Origin of the sequence: Bacteroides sp. HF-162, from assembly GCF_015679285.1 — a bacterium.
GTDB classification, from domain to species: domain Bacteria; phylum Bacteroidota; class Bacteroidia; order Bacteroidales; family Bacteroidaceae; genus Bacteroides; species Bacteroides uniformis.
This window is the reverse complement of record NZ_CP064937.1, coordinates 984,707-1,003,375: the sequence shown is the minus strand read 5'-3', so window position 1 is coordinate 1,003,375 and position 18,669 is coordinate 984,707. Positions and strand designations below refer to the sequence as shown.

Here is an 18,669-nt window from a genome sequence, read left to right as displayed (position 1 = left end):
AATAAAAAAAATGAAAAAGACAATTTTATCAATGCTTTTCTTGCTGGCAGGAATAGGATGCTTTGCACAAAAATCCGGCATTATCATCGGTGTGACGGACGGACATTTGGGAAAATATTCGGGATATGCTTACATGAGTACGGGAACGGCGAACAACTCTTCCTACCCCGAAACCCGATGGACACCCGGAGTAGGCTTTAATTTGGGCTACCAGTTTGGCTTCGATCTTTCCAACCGTTTCTGGATTGATGCTTCCATATTGGGAAAAGCCGTTCAGGGAAAAGCAGAGTCCTTCGATTTGAATGGAAACAACGTTGTTCCCTGGTCTGACAAGGCATGGATATGGGGACTTGCTTTGAACGGCTCAATCAATTACCGCATCTGTTCCGGACTGTATGCCGGTATTGGCATTGAACCCACCGGTTATTTCAAAACCGATAAATTGAAGGAAAACTTGGAAGGGCGGGTTTTCGACTTTCCGATAGTCCTCACCTTAGGCTATGAGTTTAAGAACGGCATGAAATTGTCCGCTTCCTACAAGCATGGTTTCAAGCCATTGTATGACAATGCTTTTGCCTCCAATACAAAGAATAACAAAGAGTTCGGCATATCATTATATGTGCCCATGTTTAAATAATAACCAATTATTAAATTTTTTCAATTATGAGAAAAACGCTTTTTAGTCTTGCTTTGGCAATGGCTGTCTTATCATCATGTAGTTCTGATGACATAGTGAACAATCCGATGAATGAGGAGAACCATTCTTTCCCGGCCTCCAGAAGTTTGCATGAAAATATTCTTTCCTTTTCCAGTGAGGAGGAATACAATGCCTTGCTCGATTCCTTGGGCACGTTGTCCGATGAGGAACTTCTGCAATGGGAATCCGGACAGAAAGGCTTCACCTCCATGTACAGGATGCACAGCGAAGCCTTGGGACAGATATTAAACGCCACATGCAAGGAAGAATATGAATCCATTAAGACTGCTTACCAGACTGATTTTATATTCAACGACAAGGACAGCACCGATTTGTCGATATATATGCCGGTGTTGAATGTAAGCAAGGCAATCACATTGACCCCCGAAGGGTTCGTATGTATCGCCGGTGAGAGAAAGAACATGAAGGAGTTTGAAAATTATGACGGATATAAAAAAGAACTTTCTTTACTTTATCCTGTCCCGCTGGGTGTAACGATCGAAAATGGTATAAACAGGGTTTACGTGAAAACGAAGAAAAGAAAGTTCACCGCACAGATTGGTATGCGAGGAAACCAACAGGCTATCCGTGTAAATGCGTCTAAAAAAGTTTTATGGGGCTGGGTGGAATATACGACTGCGTACTATTGGAAATACACGCCTAACGGCCCTGTACAATTTGGTAAAGAAGTGAAAAGCGGTCATGACATTATGATCGTGGGCAATCCTTTCCCAAATGGAGCGAAATTGTATATGTGGACTCGCGGTACCGGTGAAGAAAACTGCGGAATAATGACTGTGCAATTGTAATCCTTATTGAACCGGATTATTCACCAATCATTCGGGACGAATCTCTGATATAGCCAAATGTTCGTCCCGAATATTAAAATTATCATTTTATGAGCAGGAAAGTATTTACTTGTTTTATAGTGATTTTCTTTTTTCTAAATAAAGCCGCTTCTTACGGTCAGGAATTTCAAGTGTCGCGTGACACCGTCAAGGTTTCCGTTCAGGAAGGAAATACTTCGCCTCATAACGAAAGAAGCATTACCCCAAAGCCTTTGGATATACGGAAAGCGGTTGATCTTTCTTCCGGCAGTTGCCCGTCCCAGATAACATTTGACGTGCAGAACCCATATAATCCGACATTCCCTACCGACAAATCGCCTTTGCATGAGGGGGAATATTCGACCTCCGGTATCATTAAAAGCTATCCTTCCGGCTATTTTTACGGCATAGGCAGGCAGGAAAACTTCATCGGCTTGGGAACAATGAACTATGCAGGTATCGGATATGTATATTCTCCCGGTTGCTGGTCATTTAACTTGCAGGCATATACCGTAAAATGGAGTGTCCCCAGACGCGAGAGTCAGCTATTGGGATTGTCCGGGCTGTTGACATATCCCGTCAACGAGAAAATTCGTCTAAACACATTTGCCTCATACTCCTTCATTCTTTCTTCTCCTTTCAGTTCCTCGAATTACGGGGGATTCGTTTCCTATGACATCATTCCCAACTGGGGGATGGATTTCGGCGTCAGAAGCCATACCGATTTTCCGTTGCATAAAACGAAAACGCTTCCGATAGTAGCTCCGTATTTTCAGTATAAAGGCAACAAATTGGGTATTGATATCGGTGGCGGATTATTTAATTTGCTATTCAAATAACCTGCACTGATTTCTATCGTTACTCCTGAAGCGAGGATTATAAGATAAAGGTATTATCTTTTCATCGAAAAACCTCTTTTCTGCTGCTGGTCATAATTCCCTTCCACCACATTGTCAACTTCCCGTCTGGCTTTGATTTGCTCCCGGTTGTCAAATTCACCCTTTTGCCTGGCAGTGAAGTACAGGAAATCCCCTGCCGCCTGATGTGATTGTCTGTCATCCCCGAACAGGTTAAGGGCGTTCTTGATGTCAGATACCTGTTCCGTGTCAAAACGGGACTTGTAATAATCACGGGCAAAACGGATGATACTGTGTACCGCCTTGCGGAAGATGTCGCTTGTTTTTAGCAGCAGGAAACTGAGGCAGCCGATAATATGGCTTTGCCATGCAATCCGGTTCTTGAGTCTCGTAGTTTCCTGTACATGTTCCGTTTCCTTGCGGTTCAGTTCGGACCGGTGTTTGGCCTCCAGTTGCATCAGCTCACGGCTGTGGTCGTTCTGTATGGTCTGGATTTTATCCTGCAACCGTTCGATGGTTTCCTCGTGCGTGGAAATCTCACAGCGCAAATCCTCTATTTCATTTTTCAGGGCTTTCGATTTCCCGGTAGCCCAGCCGACAGCGGCGTTCAGAAGTTCACTTCCTTTTTCCTTGTTCAGTCTGGAGCGTTTCTCGCTGATAGCCCTGTCAAGGTCTTCACTCTGCCGTTCCTTTTCATTTGCCTTTTCGATAAGGGCGTTGGTAATGCTTTCCGTTTCATGCATCTTTTTGTTCGCCATTTCCAGCTCATGTTCCCGGTATTGCCTCGTGGCATCAAGCCGCTTCATTTCCTCCTTCTGCTTCCCAATGATAAAGTCGTTACGTTCCTGATGTTCCTTGCCTGTAACAGCCTTTGACTGCCCACGCTCCATCAGGAGTATGTCGGATGCCAGATTCTGCATTTCTGTCATATCCTTGTCATTGAGCTTGCAGCTCTTGCCTGTGTCATGGTTCATCCAGTCAAAAACGATATGGGCATGGTAATTCGGCTTGAACCATCTTTCGCCGACTTTGAAACTCTCCCTGTCTTCCGCTTCCGGCTGACCGTTCAGCCAGTGTCCCTCGTCCTTGTGCAGGAAGATCTGGAGAGGAGTGATGCCCCAGCGTCTCTGGCACTCCTCGCCAAACTTGCACACATCTGCCAGTGTCGTGTCCGGTCTGATGAGCAACACGCCCTCACGGATTGGCGAGCATCCAGCCACCTTGGTGATTTTCCCGTTCTTGCCTTTTCGTTCACGTTCCTTCTCCTGCATCGCACGTCCTGTCTTTTCCTTGACCATCCGCTTGATGTAGTCATAGTGCGCCTGCAGGTCGGGATTGCCGAAGCCCGGGTTTATCCACTGCTCGTTACCGGCAGTCAATTCGGGTACGATGTAGATTTGAGACTTGCCGATATTGCGCATATATTCGGCAGTTCTCCGGTTATGAGCCCCACTTGATGTGACTCTGCAGGGCTTGATATGTATGCTTGATTTTGTTGCCATTTTTATGTTGATTTGGTTATTAACTAAAGTTGTTTGCCGCTGTTCGCTCATAACCGCTATGGGGTTCTTAGAGGCTGTGCCCATAAGGGAGATTGCAAAGAGAGGGTCACTCTTTGCTCGGGGTTCTCAGGGGTGAAACGCCCTGAGTGGGACGGGGCAACGCCCAGCCCCTCGGGAGAGCCCACAACTACGAAAGCGGAGCGTGTAGTTATAGTGGGCTATATCAAGGGCAAGCCCTTGTCTGTCCGCTACAGCCTACGGCTTCCGCTCTCCTCCATTAAGGAGGGTTTTCATCGCCACTGCCGATTGGGGATGTACTGACCAGTACAAGGTCGAAATCATCTATCAGCTTTTGCAGGACGGGGTTCTTCTCTATCATCCGCCGGAGGACTTTTTCCGCCTCTACAAGATGATTGGCTGTACACATTATTTTACTTTCTCGTATCTGGAAGACAATCCAGTCGGCTATGTCGATATGGGCTGCCTTCTGTTCCGGTGTGGCGTTCTTCTCTATGATGTCAGACACGACAACCTTGCAATAGGTCATGTCCCTGGCATGCTGTTTCCACTCCGAATATCCGTCCGCATCGGGAAAGAGAAGCACGGTTCGTCCGCTCAGCACACGGAGCTTTTCCTCTCTCAACTGGCTTTTGCCGCCTGTCGCCAGCCATACATAACCGGGAAAGAGGGCAGAGCCGATAACGGCACTCTTTTCGGATTCCACCAAGACCGCTACCTTGTCGGGATAGACATTCAGCAGGTGTTCCCCGAACAGGCATTGGGAAAGTTGCCAATCCTCCGGCAGTACCCGTTGCCTTTTCAGTATGCTGTGTATCCAGTCCACTGCCGACACCTCTCCTCCCTTGATACGGTGTCCGTCCTCTGGATTGTACTGCATCACCTTGCCCGTGCGTACCCTGTTTGTGCGGTCTATCTGCCAGAAGATGACAGCCCCGTCACGGGTTGCTCCAAGACGGTACTCTTCCAGCAACCGCTTCAACACTTCCTTTGCCTTGCTGCCGTAATAGGAATCAAGGAGCGAGGAAATGAAGCGGAAGAAGTTGCTGTGCACGCTTTGCGACCTCTCCACATACTTTGGCGGTATGTAGCCTATGCTTGCTTTTGGTGATGTCTGTCCGGGCTTCCGTTCTGACCTTTGCCTGTCAAAAGAGAACCCCTTGTCGGTATGGCATTCGGGGTGGTCGTGGAAATACTCCTTGGGAGTATAATGATACCCGCAACTGCTCTCATGATTGCACCTGCCGACAGACGGATGCAGGAGCATACCGCTTTCATCCACATAACATGTGAAAGAACGCTTGTCCCCGCAATTCGGGCAAGTATGCCGTGTTGCCGTTCCTTTATATTTCTGTAACGAATAGTTGCTCATGGCTTGTCTTTGTTTTTGAGTTTTTCGATTGTTGTCCCGCTGTCCCATTGTCCCGTCCCTATAAGACTTGGGACAGTGGGACACCCCGGGACACCTTGGGACATCAGGCTTCTGCCTGTATCATCCCTTGTACCGTAAATGAAGCGGTTATCCTTTATACAGCTATGTGCAGACTGCTTTTTCATGCCTTATTCTCCTCTTTCCCATATCCTGTAAACAACTCTGCCTGCTTTGTTTCTCTTACTGTCCCGCTTGTCCCATGCTGTCCCACCTGTCCCATTGTCCCACTTCCTGTCTGTTGGGACAGCGGGACACTTGGGACGGCTGCATTCCTGTCCTCCTTGCTGCGCTGGATTATCCGGCTGACGGTGGACTTGCCGCAGTTCACCTGTGAGGCTATCTCCCTGACGGACTTGCCGGACTGGGACAATTGCAGGATTTGGCAATCCCTCTGGCTGGATTCGTTGTCACCCAGTTTCTTCAGGTGTTCCTTTTCCGTTGAATAACCCCTGAACACGAATTGCAGGAAAGCGTCCACCTTCTCAATCTCGTAGATGATTACATTGTCCGCATCGTGGGAGAATGTCCCGTACCGGACTTTGAGCTGCTTCACATAGCGAAGCCCTCCGTCCTGCGCACTCTTCCCGATGGCGAACACGCTGTCAAAGAAATTGTAGAGCCGTTTGCTTCCGGCAAGGTCGTTGGAAGTGATGGGACAGTCCAAAGAGCGTTTGGGTGTATGTGCCAGAACAAGGACGGACAATCCGTATCTCTTTTTGAGGTTGTTGAGCTGTATCATCAGCCGTCCTGCCGCATCGCCTTTCTCCATGGCGCAGCACAGGTAGGTAAGATTGTCAACGATGAAGATTTTGCACCCGGTTTGCAGAGCCATCTGTTCTATGCCTCCCATGATGGCTTCCTCGAAATCGGCTTCCAGCAACGAATTGCAGTCAAGCGATACCCGGTACAGCCTTTCAGGAAAGATGTATGGCGTTCCATGCTCGCTGGTATAGCGTAGCTGGAACTGTTTTTCGGAGAGTTCAAAGTCCAGATACAGCACATCGTCAGTCCGGGCGATACGGTCGGCTATCTGCACGGCAAGGATGGACTTGCCCACATTGGAATCCGCAAAGAGGCAGGACAGTTCCCCCTCATACCAGAAACTGTCCCAGAGCGCACGGGGCGTGGGCAGCAGCGATGCTTCGAGTATCGTCCGGTTGGCGGTCTTGATACTCATCACGCCGATGCTGTCCGGCATCCCGTGCTGTACTTGGGTCGCCCTCGTCAGGTCGCCATGTATCAGACTGATATAATTCTTGTCCTCTTCCATGACGTTTACCAATTACGCGGAGCGGGCTTGCGGCGGTGGGAAGAATATAAGGATTCGCTCAGTTCCTCATCGGACAGGGGTACGGGATTCTTCCGGGAGGATTCCAGCCATTTGTCCAGTTCGTCCCTGTAAAGGCAATATCGTTTGCCGGGCTTGGTGGCGGGAATGCTTCCCTCCGACAGCTTCATGTAGAGCGTGCCTTTGGGAATGCCCAGATATTCCGCCGCCTCTTCCACTGACATGGGGACATGGGTGTCCACCGCCCTTGCGTTGTTCACACTGCGCTGCTCAGTAAGCAGGCTTCTAAGGCTCATCACCTCGTCCCGAAGCTGAGCCACAATCTCCGGGAGGTCGTTGAATGTAATCACTGTTTTTTCCATTTGCGTACTCGCCTCTTTTGTAAGGCTTGGCGCAAAGGACTGGAATGATACAGCCGTGAATATCTCCACGAAAGGTCATTGCAAAATAATTCCCGAATAACGATGCCCAACCGCAAATGACGGGTAAAGTTATTCGGGAATTATTGTATAACAGAGGATTATGAGTTTTGGCTGTTTGTCGTTATTATCGTGATTACTCTAAAACAGGCTTAAATCCGCTTCTCCTGCACATAATCCGCAGGATAATGGAAATCCAGTCTGCCGTTTTCAGGCTCGTCAATGGGAATCAGTGTCTTTAACGGCTCTACCTTGAAGTTCTTGATGGTAGCTATGTCCGTATCGGCAAACTCCCGTGGGAAAAGGGTGCTGATGAAGCGGGCACGGTTATCCCCCGTGTAGTATTTCTTGTACATGAAACGCTCGGAGATATTCCACACGAAATGGCGGAGCGGAATGTTTGAAATATCTTTGGTCAGCCGCCCTTTTATCGGCTTGGGCTTGTAACTGTGGAGCCGCATCCAGTTGTTGACCTCGGCACAGATGTGGTTCACGGTCTCCTTGTCAGCAATACGGGGCATGATGAAATGGATGTATTCCATGACCATAGCGATGCGCTCCTCATTTTCCCGCTGCTCCCTGTCCTCGTAATCGGCACGGTTCTTCTCGTGAAGCTCCGGGGATATGGCAATCTCTGTCGGTTTTATATCCGGGGTCGCTTCTCCACCTGTTGGCATTGATGCCGATATTACAGGCTTGTGTGCATCTTGGGACTGGTCTTCCTGAATTTCTGTGATTTCGGCAGGTGTCTTTTTCCTGCCGAACTTGATTCTGTAGATTTCGTATGTATCGAAAATGACTGTCTGGAAGGAGAAGTAGAGCAGCCACCCCAACAGGTTGCTGCACACAAAGACTATCAGCCTTACAAAGGTGTCTTGGTTGAATTTCTCAGCGACAATCAGTGTCGCTATGGAAGATATTAGGAGGATGGCAAAGCCGACAAATCCTAAAATGATATGTTTGTCTTTTACGGACGGTTCCATATTCTTTGTCTTATTCGGTTGTTACTTGTTACTGTTTTCGCAAATTTAATAGTCTTCTTTCAATTATTACTCATTATCCTTTGTCAGTGGTTTCTTTTTCAATGTTTTTCACCAAATGTCCGGAATCATACTCAATTATCATACTTTAAGTACCAACCAAAATAAAAGGAACGGTTAAAGCTCCAAACAATAACCGCTCCCTCTGAATATCATGGATTTTGAACCGCCTTACGCTTCCTTGCGTTTCAGGGTTATCTTGTCCACGACCTCGCACATCTGCTGTGCCGCCATCTTGGAATAAATCTGCGTGGTGGTAATGTTCTTGTGTCCCAGATAGGCTTGGATGACAGCCATGTCCGTACCCATTTCCACGTGCAGGCTTCCGAATGAATGCCGGGTGCAGTGAAAGGTTATCTTCTTGGTTATGCCTGCCGCCAAGAGCCAGCGTTTGAGTGGTCCTTGCAGCATCTTGTCCTTGAAACCGTCAAAGATAAGTCCCTCGTGCCGTTCCCCAAGCAGTCCGTAGGCTTCATCGCTGATGGGGTTGTGTACAATCTGTTTGGTCTTCTGCATACGGGTGGTCACGAACATCTTGCCGTTGGTGTACGGCTGTATCTGCTGCCAAGTGAGCTGCCTGATGTCGCTCTTTCTTAGTCCGGTCAGACAACCGAAAAGGAACGCCCTTTTCAATACCTCTTCCTCACAAGGCGTTTCGGCAAGCCGTATCAGTTCCTCTTGGCTCAGATGTTCCCTCATGGTGGGAATGCACTCGATGCGGTCTAAGAATCCGTTTGGGTTCTCCTTTATCTTCCTGTCCCGGTAGGCGGTGTGAAGTACCGCACGGAAAGCCGACCAGTAGCCCGCCGCAGAATTGATATGCAGCTTTTGGCTGGTGTGTATGGATTGTGGGGCGTTAAGCAGATATTCCATGAACTTGCGGCACAAATCCACGTCCACCTCCTCAAAGGTGCATTTGCCGTTCACGAACCGCTCGAAATGTTTATAGACGTGCTGCCACTTGATATTCTTCCTGTCTGCCAACCCCTTGAAGTAGGCGAGGAAATCGCCTTTCATCTTGGCTTTGTCAAAGAAGCCGTTGTTCTCGTTGAAGATGGCTTCATAACGCCTATTACGCAGTATCTCCGCTTTTTTCATCATGCGTGCGTTGAAATCACGCTCCTGCTGGTTGGCAGGTTTGGCGAAGATGTAAATCCCAAGAGCTTCACGTGTAATCACCTTCATGGTGGTGTTGTCACGGTAGCCGGGATAATAGTCCAGACACAGCGAATACTGTGTTCCGTTCTTAATCTTGCGCTTGCGCAAGGTAACTGTCTTGCATTTGCTCATATTGATGATGTTTTAAGTTGTACATTTTCGGGGGTGTTCCCGTGTTTACGGTGGCAAAGGAACAACGTGAAACAACCGTGAATACCTCCACGACAATCATTTTGAAATAATTTTCCGGCAATGTCGGTTGCTCACGGTTGTTTCTCCCTTTCAGCCATGACACGCTCCACATCGGAGCGTAAAAGCAGGTTTTTCACGCCTACTTTTATCTTTTCGATGTGCTTCACCTTGACGATATGGCTGATGTTGGCGGAGGAAAGCCCGTAAATCTGCCGGACTTGCTCCACGGTGTAGTAGCGTTCATCGTTCACGAGGTCTGTCCTGCGGAGTTCGTCCAAATGGGATTTGGAGTAATAGGTGCGCCCGTATTCTCTTTTGGTCGGTATCTTGTGGCGGTAGGCGTATGCCCGGAGTGCGGAGGGTTTCATGCCGAACAGTTCTTCCGCTTCTTCAATCAGGAGCCAATCGGTGATATTGCTTGTATCTATAGCCATACCGAAGAACTCGTCAACGTGTTTCTTGCTGTAATAGTTTTTCCCTGCGATGCGGCAGATGGGAATGCGGTTGCGCTTGGCTGTGGTATAGAGCCACGACTGCCTGACCTTGAAGAGCGACATCACCTCCTCGCCAGAATAGAAGTCCAGCACTTCATAGGTTTCCTTTTCCCTTTTTTCTTTTTTGGCAAGCGGGGAAGATGAAGCGGACTTTCTCGGAGTGGAAGTACTGCCGGGCAGGACACGGTGGTAGGGATTGCCCTCCAGCATCCGCTCGATGTCTGTCTTGCGGATAAACGCCATGCGGTTGCTGATACGTGAGGCTTTCAGTTTGCCGAGGGCTACGAGTTTATAGATGTACTGTCGGGAACAGCCCATGAGTACTGCTGCTTTGGAAAAGGTGAGATACTCCTGATGCTGTATCTCCATCAAGGGGCGGACAGCTTTGAAGAGGTTGTTCTTCTGTTCCGTTCTAGCTCGTTTGGCTTCCGCCTGACAAGCCTCGCTGCAATATTTCTGTACCCCGCTCCGGGTTACAAATGACTTGCTGCAAAAATTGCATTTTCTGGTTGTTTTCATGCTGCTTTTATCGTTTACTGGTTCATTCCTTCAATCGTATATCTCTGAAATGGTGAACGGATGTAAACGGAGGTCAACCGTTGTCGCCTTTCTGCACAATGTTACTATTGCTGCATATCAGGGCGGTTGTTGTCGCTCATCGTAAACGGTTGTAAACCCTTGTCAACTGTCCGCACGATGTGGCAAAAAACAAGCTCCGCAAATTCTCCACGTCAGAAATACGTCTCAAAAATATGTGGAAATTTGGGAAGCATCAAAAAGCAGCCGAAAAGTGTTAATTTTTAGAATATTCTGATAGATAAAGACTTACGCTTGAATATTTCTGGTTATTTTTGGTTGTTTTGAGATTCTAAATACTTTTAGTAAATATCCTATTGAATTAATTTAGCTATTATTTGTATTACAAACAAAAAATTAGTTTTAAAAGCACATCACAAATGTAAGTAATAAAAAGTGAATTATCAAGCCTTTGCCATTGTTTTTTATGTTACTTAGCTACAAATCTGAAAATAAACCCGTAACTTTGCACCGATATTAACCGGATACTAACCGGTTTTAACCATGGAATAAACAATGTTTTCAACAAAATATTAATAAATACCACTATGGAATACAATTTCAGGGAGATTGAAAAGAAATGGCAGAAAAGGTGGGTGGAAAACAAAACCTACCAAGTAACGGAAGACGAAACGAAAAAGAAATTCTATGTGCTGAACATGTTCCCCTACCCCTCCGGTGCGGGATTGCACGTAGGTCATCCGCTGGGATATATCGCTTCGGATATTTACGCCCGCTACAAACGACTGCAAGGTTTCAATGTACTGAATCCCATGGGATATGACGCTTACGGTCTTCCAGCAGAGCAATATGCCATACAAACGGGACAGCACCCTGCAATTACGACCGTCAACAATATCAACCGATACCGTGAACAGTTAGATAAGATAGGTTTCTCTTTCGATTGGAACCGCGAAATTCGTACCTGCGAACCGGAATATTACCATTGGACCCAATGGGCGTTCCTCAAAATGTTCAACAGTTACTACTGCAACGATAAAAAGCAGGCACGTCCTATCCAGGAACTGATTGAAACATTCAGCCAAACCGGTACTGAAGGAATGAATGTGGCTTGTGGCGAGGAATTGAGTTTTACCGCCGCAGAATGGAATGCCAAGAGTGAAAAGGAACAGCAGGAAATCCTGATGAACTACCGTATTGCCTATCTGGGCGAGACAATGGTTAACTGGTGTCCACAACTCGGTACCGTACTGGCCAATGACGAAGTAATAGACGGTGTCAGTGAACGCGGCGGTTTCCCCGTCATCCAGAAAAAAATGCGCCAATGGTGTCTCCGTGTATCTGCCTATGCACAACGCTTATTGGATGGACTCGATACCATTGATTGGACCGAATCCTTGAAAGAAACCCAAAAAAACTGGATAGGACGCAGTGAAGGTGCGGAGATACAATTCAAAGTAAAAGACAGTGATTTGGAATTCACTATCTTCACTACCCGTGCAGATACCATGTTCGGTGTCACCTTCATGGTATTGGCTCCCGAAAGCGAACTGGTACAGCAACTTACCACCGACACACAGAAAGATGAAGTAAACGCTTATCTGGAACGCACCAAAAAACGTACTGAACGCGAACGTATTGCCGACCGTAGCGTTACCGGTGTATTCTCTGGAAGCTATGCTATCAACCCCTTTACCGGTGAGACAGTACCCATCTGGATAAGTGACTATGTACTTACCGGATATGGTACGGGTGCCATCATGGCTGTGCCTGCACACGACAGCCGTGACTATGCTTTTGCCAAGCACTTCGGCCTCGAAATCCGCCCGCTGGTAGAAGGTTGCGATGTAAGCGAAGAAAGCTTCGATGCCAAGGAAGGTATTGTATGCAACTCTCCACGAGAAGGTGTTACTCCCTATTGTGACCTTTCATTGAACGGACTGACCATCAAAGAAGCGATTGCTGCTACCAAGAAATATGTGAAAGAGCACAATCTGGGACGTGTAAAGGTGAACTTCCGTCTGCGTGATGCCATTTTCTCACGTCAGCGCTATTGGGGCGAGCCGTTCCCAGTTTACTACAAGGACAACATGCCTTATATGATTGATGAAAGTGCCCTACCCCTGGAATTACCCGAAGTTGCCAAATTCCTGCCTACCGAAACCGGTGAACCTCCATTGGGACATGCCACAAAATGGGCTTGGGATACTGTGAACAAATGTGTTGTGGAAAACGAAAAGATAGACAACACCACCGTCTTCCCGCTGGAACTCAATACTATGCCCGGATTTGCCGGTTCAAGCGCCTATTATCTGCGCTACATGGACCCACACAACAACCAGGCACTTGTAGATAAGAAAGTAGATGAATACTGGCACAATGTAGATCTTTACGTAGGCGGTACCGAACATGCCACCGGTCACTTAATATACTCCCGTTTCTGGAATAAGTTCCTGTACGACCTCGGCATTTCCGTAGCCGAAGAACCGTTCCAAAAGTTGGTGAATCAGGGCATGATTCAAGGACGAAGCAATTTTGTCTATCGCATCAAAGATACCAATACATTCGTGTCCCTAAATCTGAAAGACCAGTACGATACTACCCCACTCCACGTCGATGTGAATATCGTATCCAATGATGTTCTGGACCTTGAAGCTTTCAAAGCATGGCGTCCCGAATACGCAACTGCCGAGTTTATTCTGGAAGACGGCAAGTACATCTGTGGATGGGCTGTGGAAAAGATGAGTAAGTCCATGTTCAACGTTGTCAATCCCGATATGATTGTCGACAAATACGGTGCCGACACTCTCCGCATGTACGAAATGTTCCTCGGCCCGGTAGAACAATCAAAGCCATGGGATACAAACGGAATAGACGGTGTACACCGCTTCATCAAGAAGTTCTGGTCACTGTTCTACGACCGCAACGACAATTATCTGGTAACAGATGAACCTGCCACCAAGGAAGAACTGAAATCCCTCCACAAACTGATTAAGAAAGTGACGGGAGACATTGAGCAATTCTCTTACAACACAAGTATCAGTGCTTTCATGATTTGTGTAAACGAGTTGTTCGGGATGAAATGCAGCAAGAAGGAAATTCTGAACCAGTTCATCATCGTTCTGGCTCCCTTTGCTCCGCATGTATGCGAAGAATTGTGGGAGACTCTGGACAATGCAGGTTCTGTATGCGATGCCAAGTGGCCGGTATGCAACGAAGAATACCTGGTGGAAGATACGGTCAACTACACCATTTCCTTCAATGGAAAGGCACGGTTCAACATGGAATTCCCCGCAGATGCAGCATCGGATGCCATCCAGACTGCTGTATTGGCCGACGAACGCTCTGAAAAATGGATAGAAGGCAAGACCATTGCCAAAGTAATCGTAGTACCAAAGAAGATTGTGAACATCGTTGTTAAATAACAGATATGCAAATTACAAAACCAACCAAAGCGGAAGTGACGAGGGAACTGAAGGATTATATCTTCATCACTTTGGGGCTCATCAGCTATGCATTGGGATGGGCAGCTTTCCTCATCCCTTACCAGATTACGACCGGAGGTACTACCGGTATTGGTGCCATCATCTATTATGCCACTGGATTTCCCATCCAGTGGTCATACTTCATCATCAATGCCGTACTGATGACTTTTGCCATCAAGATACTCGGACCGAAGTTCAGTATCAAGACTACGTTTGCCATCTTCGGACTCACTTTCTTCTTATGGTTTTTCCAGTTGCTGGTGAACGGTTCGGACGGCGTCCCTCCCCAACTGCTGGGCGAAGGACAAGACTTCATGGCTTGCCTGATAGGTGCGGCAATGTGCGGTGCCGGACTGGGTATCGTGTTCAACTGCAACGGCAGCACGGGAGGTACGGACATCATTGCAGCCATCATCCATAAATACAAGGATGTCACGCTGGGACGCATGATTATGGCTTGCGACTTCATTATCATCAGTTCCTGCTATGTGGTATTCCATGACTGGCGACGTGTGATATTTGGTTTTGTAACTTTGTTTGTTATCGGATTTGTACTGGATTACATAGTCAACAGTGCCCGGCAATCCGTCCAGTTCTTTATTTTCTCCAAAGAATATGAAAAGATTGCCGACCGCATCACCAAAGAAACCCATCGCGGTGTAACGGTACTCGACGGTATCGGCTGGTACAGTAAACACAACGTGAAGGTACTGGTCGTCCTTGCCTACAAACGCCAATCGGTAGAAATATTCCGGATGGTGAAAGATATAGACCCGAACGCTTTCATTTCCCAAAGTTCCGTCATCGGTGTATACGGAGAAGGTTTCGACCGGTTGAAAGTGAAATAGGGACTTGTATAAGCCACAAGTATAAGGAGAACATAATATGAGAAAGAAATTTGTATTTGCCACCAACAATTCACACAAACTGGAAGAAGTGACTGCCATTTTGGGAGAGAAGGTCGAACTTCTCAGCATGAAGGATATCAAATACGATACTGACATTCCGGAAACTGCAGACACACTTGAAGGAAATGCTTTGCTGAAAGCAAGATATATCTTCGATAACTATCATCTGGATTGTTTTGCCGATGATACCGGTTTGGAAGTGGAGGCCCTTGGTGGGGCACCGGGTGTATATTCCGCCCGTTATGCCGGCGATGCACACAATTCGGAAGCAAACATGAAGAAGTTGCTGAAAGATATGGAGGGCATCGAGAACCGTAAGGCACAATTCCGTACCGTATTTGTACTTATCATCGACGGAAAGGAACATCTGTTTGAAGGCATCGTGAAAGGAGAAATCACGAAAAACAGAAAAGGCGCTTCAGGCTTCGGTTACGATCCCATATTCATTCCCGAAGGATATACGCAGACTTTTGCAGAAATGGGGAATGAACTGAAGAATAAAATTAGTCACCGGGCATTGGCCACTAACAAGTTGTGTAAGTTCTTAATGAGATAATGTTTTTAATGTGCTGATATGCTAATGTGCCAATGTGCTAATGACCTTTCGGCGTGACAGCGCAGCCAATTAGCACATTGGCACATTAGCATATCAGCACATTATAACCCCAGTTGAGCCGATATTTCCAACATCCTCTTAATCGGTTTCACTGCTTTTTCTGCAATCTCAGCATCCACCTTTATTTCCGGTGATTCATTTTTCAAACAATCATAAAGCTTTTCCAGTGTATTCAGCCGCATGTAACTGCATTCATTGCAGGCACAAGTGCTGTCGTTGGGAGGAGCCGGAATAAATGTTGTCTGCGGGCATTGTTTCTGCATCTCGTGCAGGATACCGCTTTCGGTAGCTACAATGTAGCTCTTTTCGGGATGTGCCACTGCATACTTCAGCAAAGCTGCCGTAGAGCCTACCACATCGGCCAGTTTCAAGACTGTACTCTTGCATTCGGGATGTGCCAGTACCACCGCATCGGGATGCTGCCGTTTTATTTCAACAATCTTTTCAACCGAGAATTCCTCGTGTACATGGCATGCGCCATCCCATAATAACATATTTCTTCCGGTAATGGAGTTGATATAATTACCCAAGTTCCGGTCCGGGCCAAAGATTATTTTCTCATCTTTGGGGAAGCTTTCCACAATCTGCTTTGCATTGGTAGAAGTTACCACCACATCGGTCACCGCCTTTACGGCAGCCGTTGTGTTCACATAGGATATCACCGTATATCCGGGATGCTCTTTGACAAACTGACTGAATTTGTCTGCCGGACAACTGTCTGCCAACGAACAGCCTGCCGCCATATCGGGCACCAGCACCTTCTTGTCGGGACAAAGCACCTTTGCCGTTTCTCCCATGAAGTGCACACCGCACATCACGATGATGTCCGCCTCCGTTCGGGCCGCCCATTGCGCCAAAGCCAGACTGTCGCCCACGTAATCGGCTATATCTTGTATTTCACCTTTCTGGTAGTAGTGCCCCAGAATGATTGCGTTCTTCTCCTTCTTCAGCTGCTTGATAGCTTCTATAAGATTATCCATAATTATATTTTTTAATTTCTCTTTCTTCTTTAAAAATCCTTTGATAGTGATGATAGGCTGTTAATAGTGTGGACAAATAAATACGATTTTTCTTGCCCATGAAGTTATTAGTATCAAGCTGAATTTTACTCTTATGCTTATAAACCGGGGTTTTTAAGTTTATCCGTTGATAATAAGACTTCTGCTAAACAGCATTAACATGTTGTTAATAATATGCAAAGTTAATAACTTTAGAGTTATAAACCGATGAAACCAGGCTGAAAAATATGTTGAATGAAGCCTGGAAAATTCTCCTTAACTTTTTTGGTTTGTTCGTTTCACTGCTGTAATATGCAGACCTTTGAATAATGCAAGGATTATTTTTAAAATTGTTTCCCTATTGTATTGACACCTTTTCAACGGTTATTAACCGGGATATAAACGGAAAAAAGTATCTTTGCAGGGAGATTTAAAAGTATATTGTCATGCGTAAACTGAAGATAACTGAACTGAATCGTATTAGTGTAGAGGAATTTAAGGAAGCCGAAAAACTGCCTTTGGTAGTGGTATTGGATAATATCCGCAGTCTCCATAATATAGGTTCCGTTTTCCGTACTTCGGATGCTTTCCGCATCGAGTGCATTTATCTTTGTGGCATTACAGCTATCCCACCCCATCCGGAGATGCACAAAACAGCTTTGGGAGCGGAATTTACCGTAGATTGGAAATATGTTGATAACTCTGTTGAAGCTGTTGATAACCTAAAAGCCGAGGGATACATCGTTTATTCTGTAGAGCAGGCGGAAGGTAGTGTGATGCTGGACGAACTGGTGCTGGACAAGACTAAAAAGTATGCTGTGGTAATGGGAAATGAAGTGAAGGGTGTTCAACAAGAAGTGATTGACCATTCGCACGGTTGCATTGAAATTCCTCAATACGGCACAAAGCATTCGTTGAATGTATCGGTTACGGCGGGTATTGTTATTTGGGATTTATTCAAGAAACTGAGATAATAACAGGGCTGTTAATAAGCTGTCAATATATCGGGTTTGTTGGAGCTATATAGGTATGATGAGAGATTTTATGAACAGTGGTTTATTTTTATAATCAACCACTTTATTCATTGTAAATTAATGTTTTATCTCCTAATTTATCCTTTTTGTTAACCATGTATTCAACACATATCGGTTGTATGTGGAAAACTTGCTGTACAGTTGGTGTCTTTTCTTATTTTTTGTATATTTGCTGAATATATATAAATCATATCGATATGAAAAAGATAATATCTTCATGGATAGGCATTTTTGTAGGTTGTACTATTCTGGCAGCAGGTTTTGTTTACTTTATCAATCCTTATAATCTTGTTCCTGGCGGGGTGTATGGAGCCAGTATTGTGCTTCATAATCTGTTCCCTTCTATTCAGGTAGGTACTTTCGGTTATATGTTTGATATTCCTTTGCTTATCATTTCCGTGCTGGTACTGGGAGCAAAATTGGGAGCACGTACTATCGTGGCGGCACTATTCACTCCGCTTGCCATGAATGTGCTGTCTCTCCTCTCCTATCCTTCTGAAGAAGCGCTCCATCAGTTGGACCCTACACAGTTGTTGGGTGGCAGTCTGAATATGTCCGACCATTTGATGCTGACTTCTGTGATTGGTGCGGTGGTTATCGGTATAGGCTGTGGTATTGTAGTGCGTAGCCGGGCTACTACAGGAGGTACGGATATTGTGGCGATGATATTGCAGAAATATTGTCATATACGTTTTTCAAAGGCGATACTGCTGGTAGATGGCATTGTGGTGGGATTCGGCCTATTGGTTATCGGTTTCGGTATCGGAAATCCGGATGATGCTACACAACCTTCGTGGCATTTGTCTTTCTATTCACTGATAGCTATTTTTGTCACTTCGAGGGTATTGGCCTATGTGATAAATGGGGAGAAGAATGACAAGATACTGTTTGTCATCAGTGATATGCGCCTTACCGCTTTGCACGACTATATTCTTAAAGATTTGGACCGTACAGCCACTTGCATCAAGAGTAGTGGTCTTTATACCAATGTAGACAAGGAAATGCTGTTTCTTGTGGTGAGTTACAAGGAAGTGGTAGGTATCAAGCAGAAGATAAGGGAAGTAGACCCAAAGGCTTTTGTAGTGGTTACCGATGCTTATGATGCATTTGGTGAAGGTTGGAAAGAGCTTCCGATGGCAGGAGAGGTACAACCCGAATAGGTAGTAA

16 protein-coding genes are annotated in these 18,669 nt (G+C 46.3%); 8 read left to right on the top strand and 8 right to left on the bottom strand.

What is annotated here, in order from left to right; genetic code table 11:
* The first annotated feature begins 10 nt into the window (after window positions 1–10).
* From ITJ87_RS04040 to ITJ87_RS04030, 3 genes are all read left to right on the top strand, one after another.
* The gene (locus ITJ87_RS04040; RefSeq protein ID WP_007558550.1) at window positions 11–637 is read left to right on the top strand and encodes a hypothetical protein; all 627 of its coding nucleotides are present in this window, start codon (window positions 11–13) and stop codon (window positions 635–637) included.
* 26 nt (window positions 638–663) lie between these two features.
* Entirely contained in the window at window positions 664–1,506 is an 843-nt protein-coding gene (locus ITJ87_RS04035; protein ID WP_007558552.1) for a DUF4848 domain-containing protein, read from the top strand.
* Window positions 1,507–1,595: 89 nt separating this feature from the next.
* Window positions 1,596–2,363, top strand: coding sequence for a hypothetical protein (locus tag ITJ87_RS04030; RefSeq protein ID WP_007558554.1), 768 nt, complete (start codon window positions 1,596–1,598; stop codon window positions 2,361–2,363).
* A gap of 53 nt (window positions 2,364–2,416) precedes the next feature.
* On the opposite strand, the gene ITJ87_RS04025 is transcribed toward ITJ87_RS04030, so the two are convergent.
* The 7 genes from ITJ87_RS04025 to ITJ87_RS03995 all read right to left on the bottom strand — a co-directional run bounded on the left by ITJ87_RS04025 (window position 2,417) and on the right by ITJ87_RS03995 (window position 10,443).
* Window positions 2,417–3,883, bottom strand: a complete 1,467-nt coding sequence (locus ITJ87_RS04025; RefSeq protein ID WP_181987234.1) for a mobilization protein — start codon at window positions 3,881–3,883, stop codon at window positions 2,417–2,419.
* A 277-nt stretch (window positions 3,884–4,160) separates the two neighbouring features.
* A complete protein-coding gene (locus ITJ87_RS04020) occupies window positions 4,161–5,273 on the bottom strand; it encodes a DUF6371 domain-containing protein (RefSeq protein WP_040312054.1) in 1,113 nt (370 codons plus the stop codon).
* Window positions 5,274–5,454: 181 nt separating this feature from the next.
* Window positions 5,455–6,603: an AAA family ATPase gene (locus ITJ87_RS04015; protein WP_007558561.1), complete on the bottom strand. Its 1,149-nt coding sequence runs from the start codon at window positions 6,601–6,603 to the stop codon at window positions 5,455–5,457.
* A gap of 5 nt (window positions 6,604–6,608) precedes the next feature.
* On the bottom strand, window positions 6,609–6,983 hold the full coding sequence (locus tag ITJ87_RS04010) for a helix-turn-helix domain-containing protein (RefSeq protein WP_040312055.1): 375 nt from the start codon (window positions 6,981–6,983) through the stop codon (window positions 6,609–6,611).
* Window positions 6,984–7,192: 209 nt separating this feature from the next.
* On the bottom strand, window positions 7,193–8,023 hold the full coding sequence (locus ITJ87_RS04005) for a hypothetical protein (protein ID WP_007557693.1): 831 nt from the start codon (window positions 8,021–8,023) through the stop codon (window positions 7,193–7,195).
* 228 nt (window positions 8,024–8,251) lie between these two features.
* A complete protein-coding gene (locus tag ITJ87_RS04000; RefSeq protein ID WP_007557695.1) occupies window positions 8,252–9,370 on the bottom strand; it encodes a tyrosine-type recombinase/integrase in 1,119 nt (372 codons plus the stop codon).
* Window positions 9,371–9,501: 131 nt separating this feature from the next.
* Complete coding sequence (locus ITJ87_RS03995; RefSeq protein ID WP_007557696.1) at window positions 9,502–10,443, bottom strand: helix-turn-helix domain-containing protein; 942 nt, start codon at window positions 10,441–10,443, stop codon at window positions 9,502–9,504.
* A 605-nt stretch (window positions 10,444–11,048) separates the two neighbouring features.
* On the opposite strand from ITJ87_RS03995, the gene leuS reads away from it, so the two are divergent.
* From leuS to ITJ87_RS03980, 3 genes are read left to right on the top strand one after another with little or no spacing between them, the layout of a single operon-like run.
* Window positions 11,049–13,886, top strand: a complete 2,838-nt coding sequence (leuS, locus tag ITJ87_RS03990) for a leucine--tRNA ligase (protein ID WP_196096313.1) — start codon at window positions 11,049–11,051, stop codon at window positions 13,884–13,886.
* Window positions 13,887–13,891: 5 nt separating this feature from the next.
* Window positions 13,892–14,794, top strand: a complete 903-nt coding sequence (locus ITJ87_RS03985) for a YitT family protein (RefSeq protein WP_005825197.1) — start codon at window positions 13,892–13,894, stop codon at window positions 14,792–14,794.
* A 37-nt stretch (window positions 14,795–14,831) separates the two neighbouring features.
* On the top strand, window positions 14,832–15,410 hold the full coding sequence (locus ITJ87_RS03980; protein ID WP_117965072.1) for a non-canonical purine NTP diphosphatase: 579 nt from the start codon (window positions 14,832–14,834) through the stop codon (window positions 15,408–15,410).
* Window positions 15,411–15,511: 101 nt separating this feature from the next.
* Here ITJ87_RS03980 and nadA read toward each other — a convergent pair whose 3' ends face one another.
* Window positions 15,512–16,450, bottom strand: a complete 939-nt coding sequence (gene nadA, locus ITJ87_RS03975; protein WP_005825202.1) for a quinolinate synthase NadA — start codon at window positions 16,448–16,450, stop codon at window positions 15,512–15,514.
* A gap of 464 nt (window positions 16,451–16,914) precedes the next feature.
* Between nadA and ITJ87_RS03970 the strand changes: the two genes are divergently transcribed.
* Window positions 16,915–17,442 (top strand): RNA methyltransferase, encoded by a 528-nt coding sequence (locus tag ITJ87_RS03970; RefSeq protein WP_117688942.1) that lies wholly within the window; start codon window positions 16,915–16,917, stop codon window positions 17,440–17,442.
* A 257-nt stretch (window positions 17,443–17,699) separates the two neighbouring features.
* Window positions 17,700–18,662: a YitT family protein gene (locus ITJ87_RS03965; RefSeq protein ID WP_005825206.1), complete on the top strand. Its 963-nt coding sequence runs from the start codon at window positions 17,700–17,702 to the stop codon at window positions 18,660–18,662.
* Window positions 18,663–18,669 lie beyond the last annotated feature (7 nt).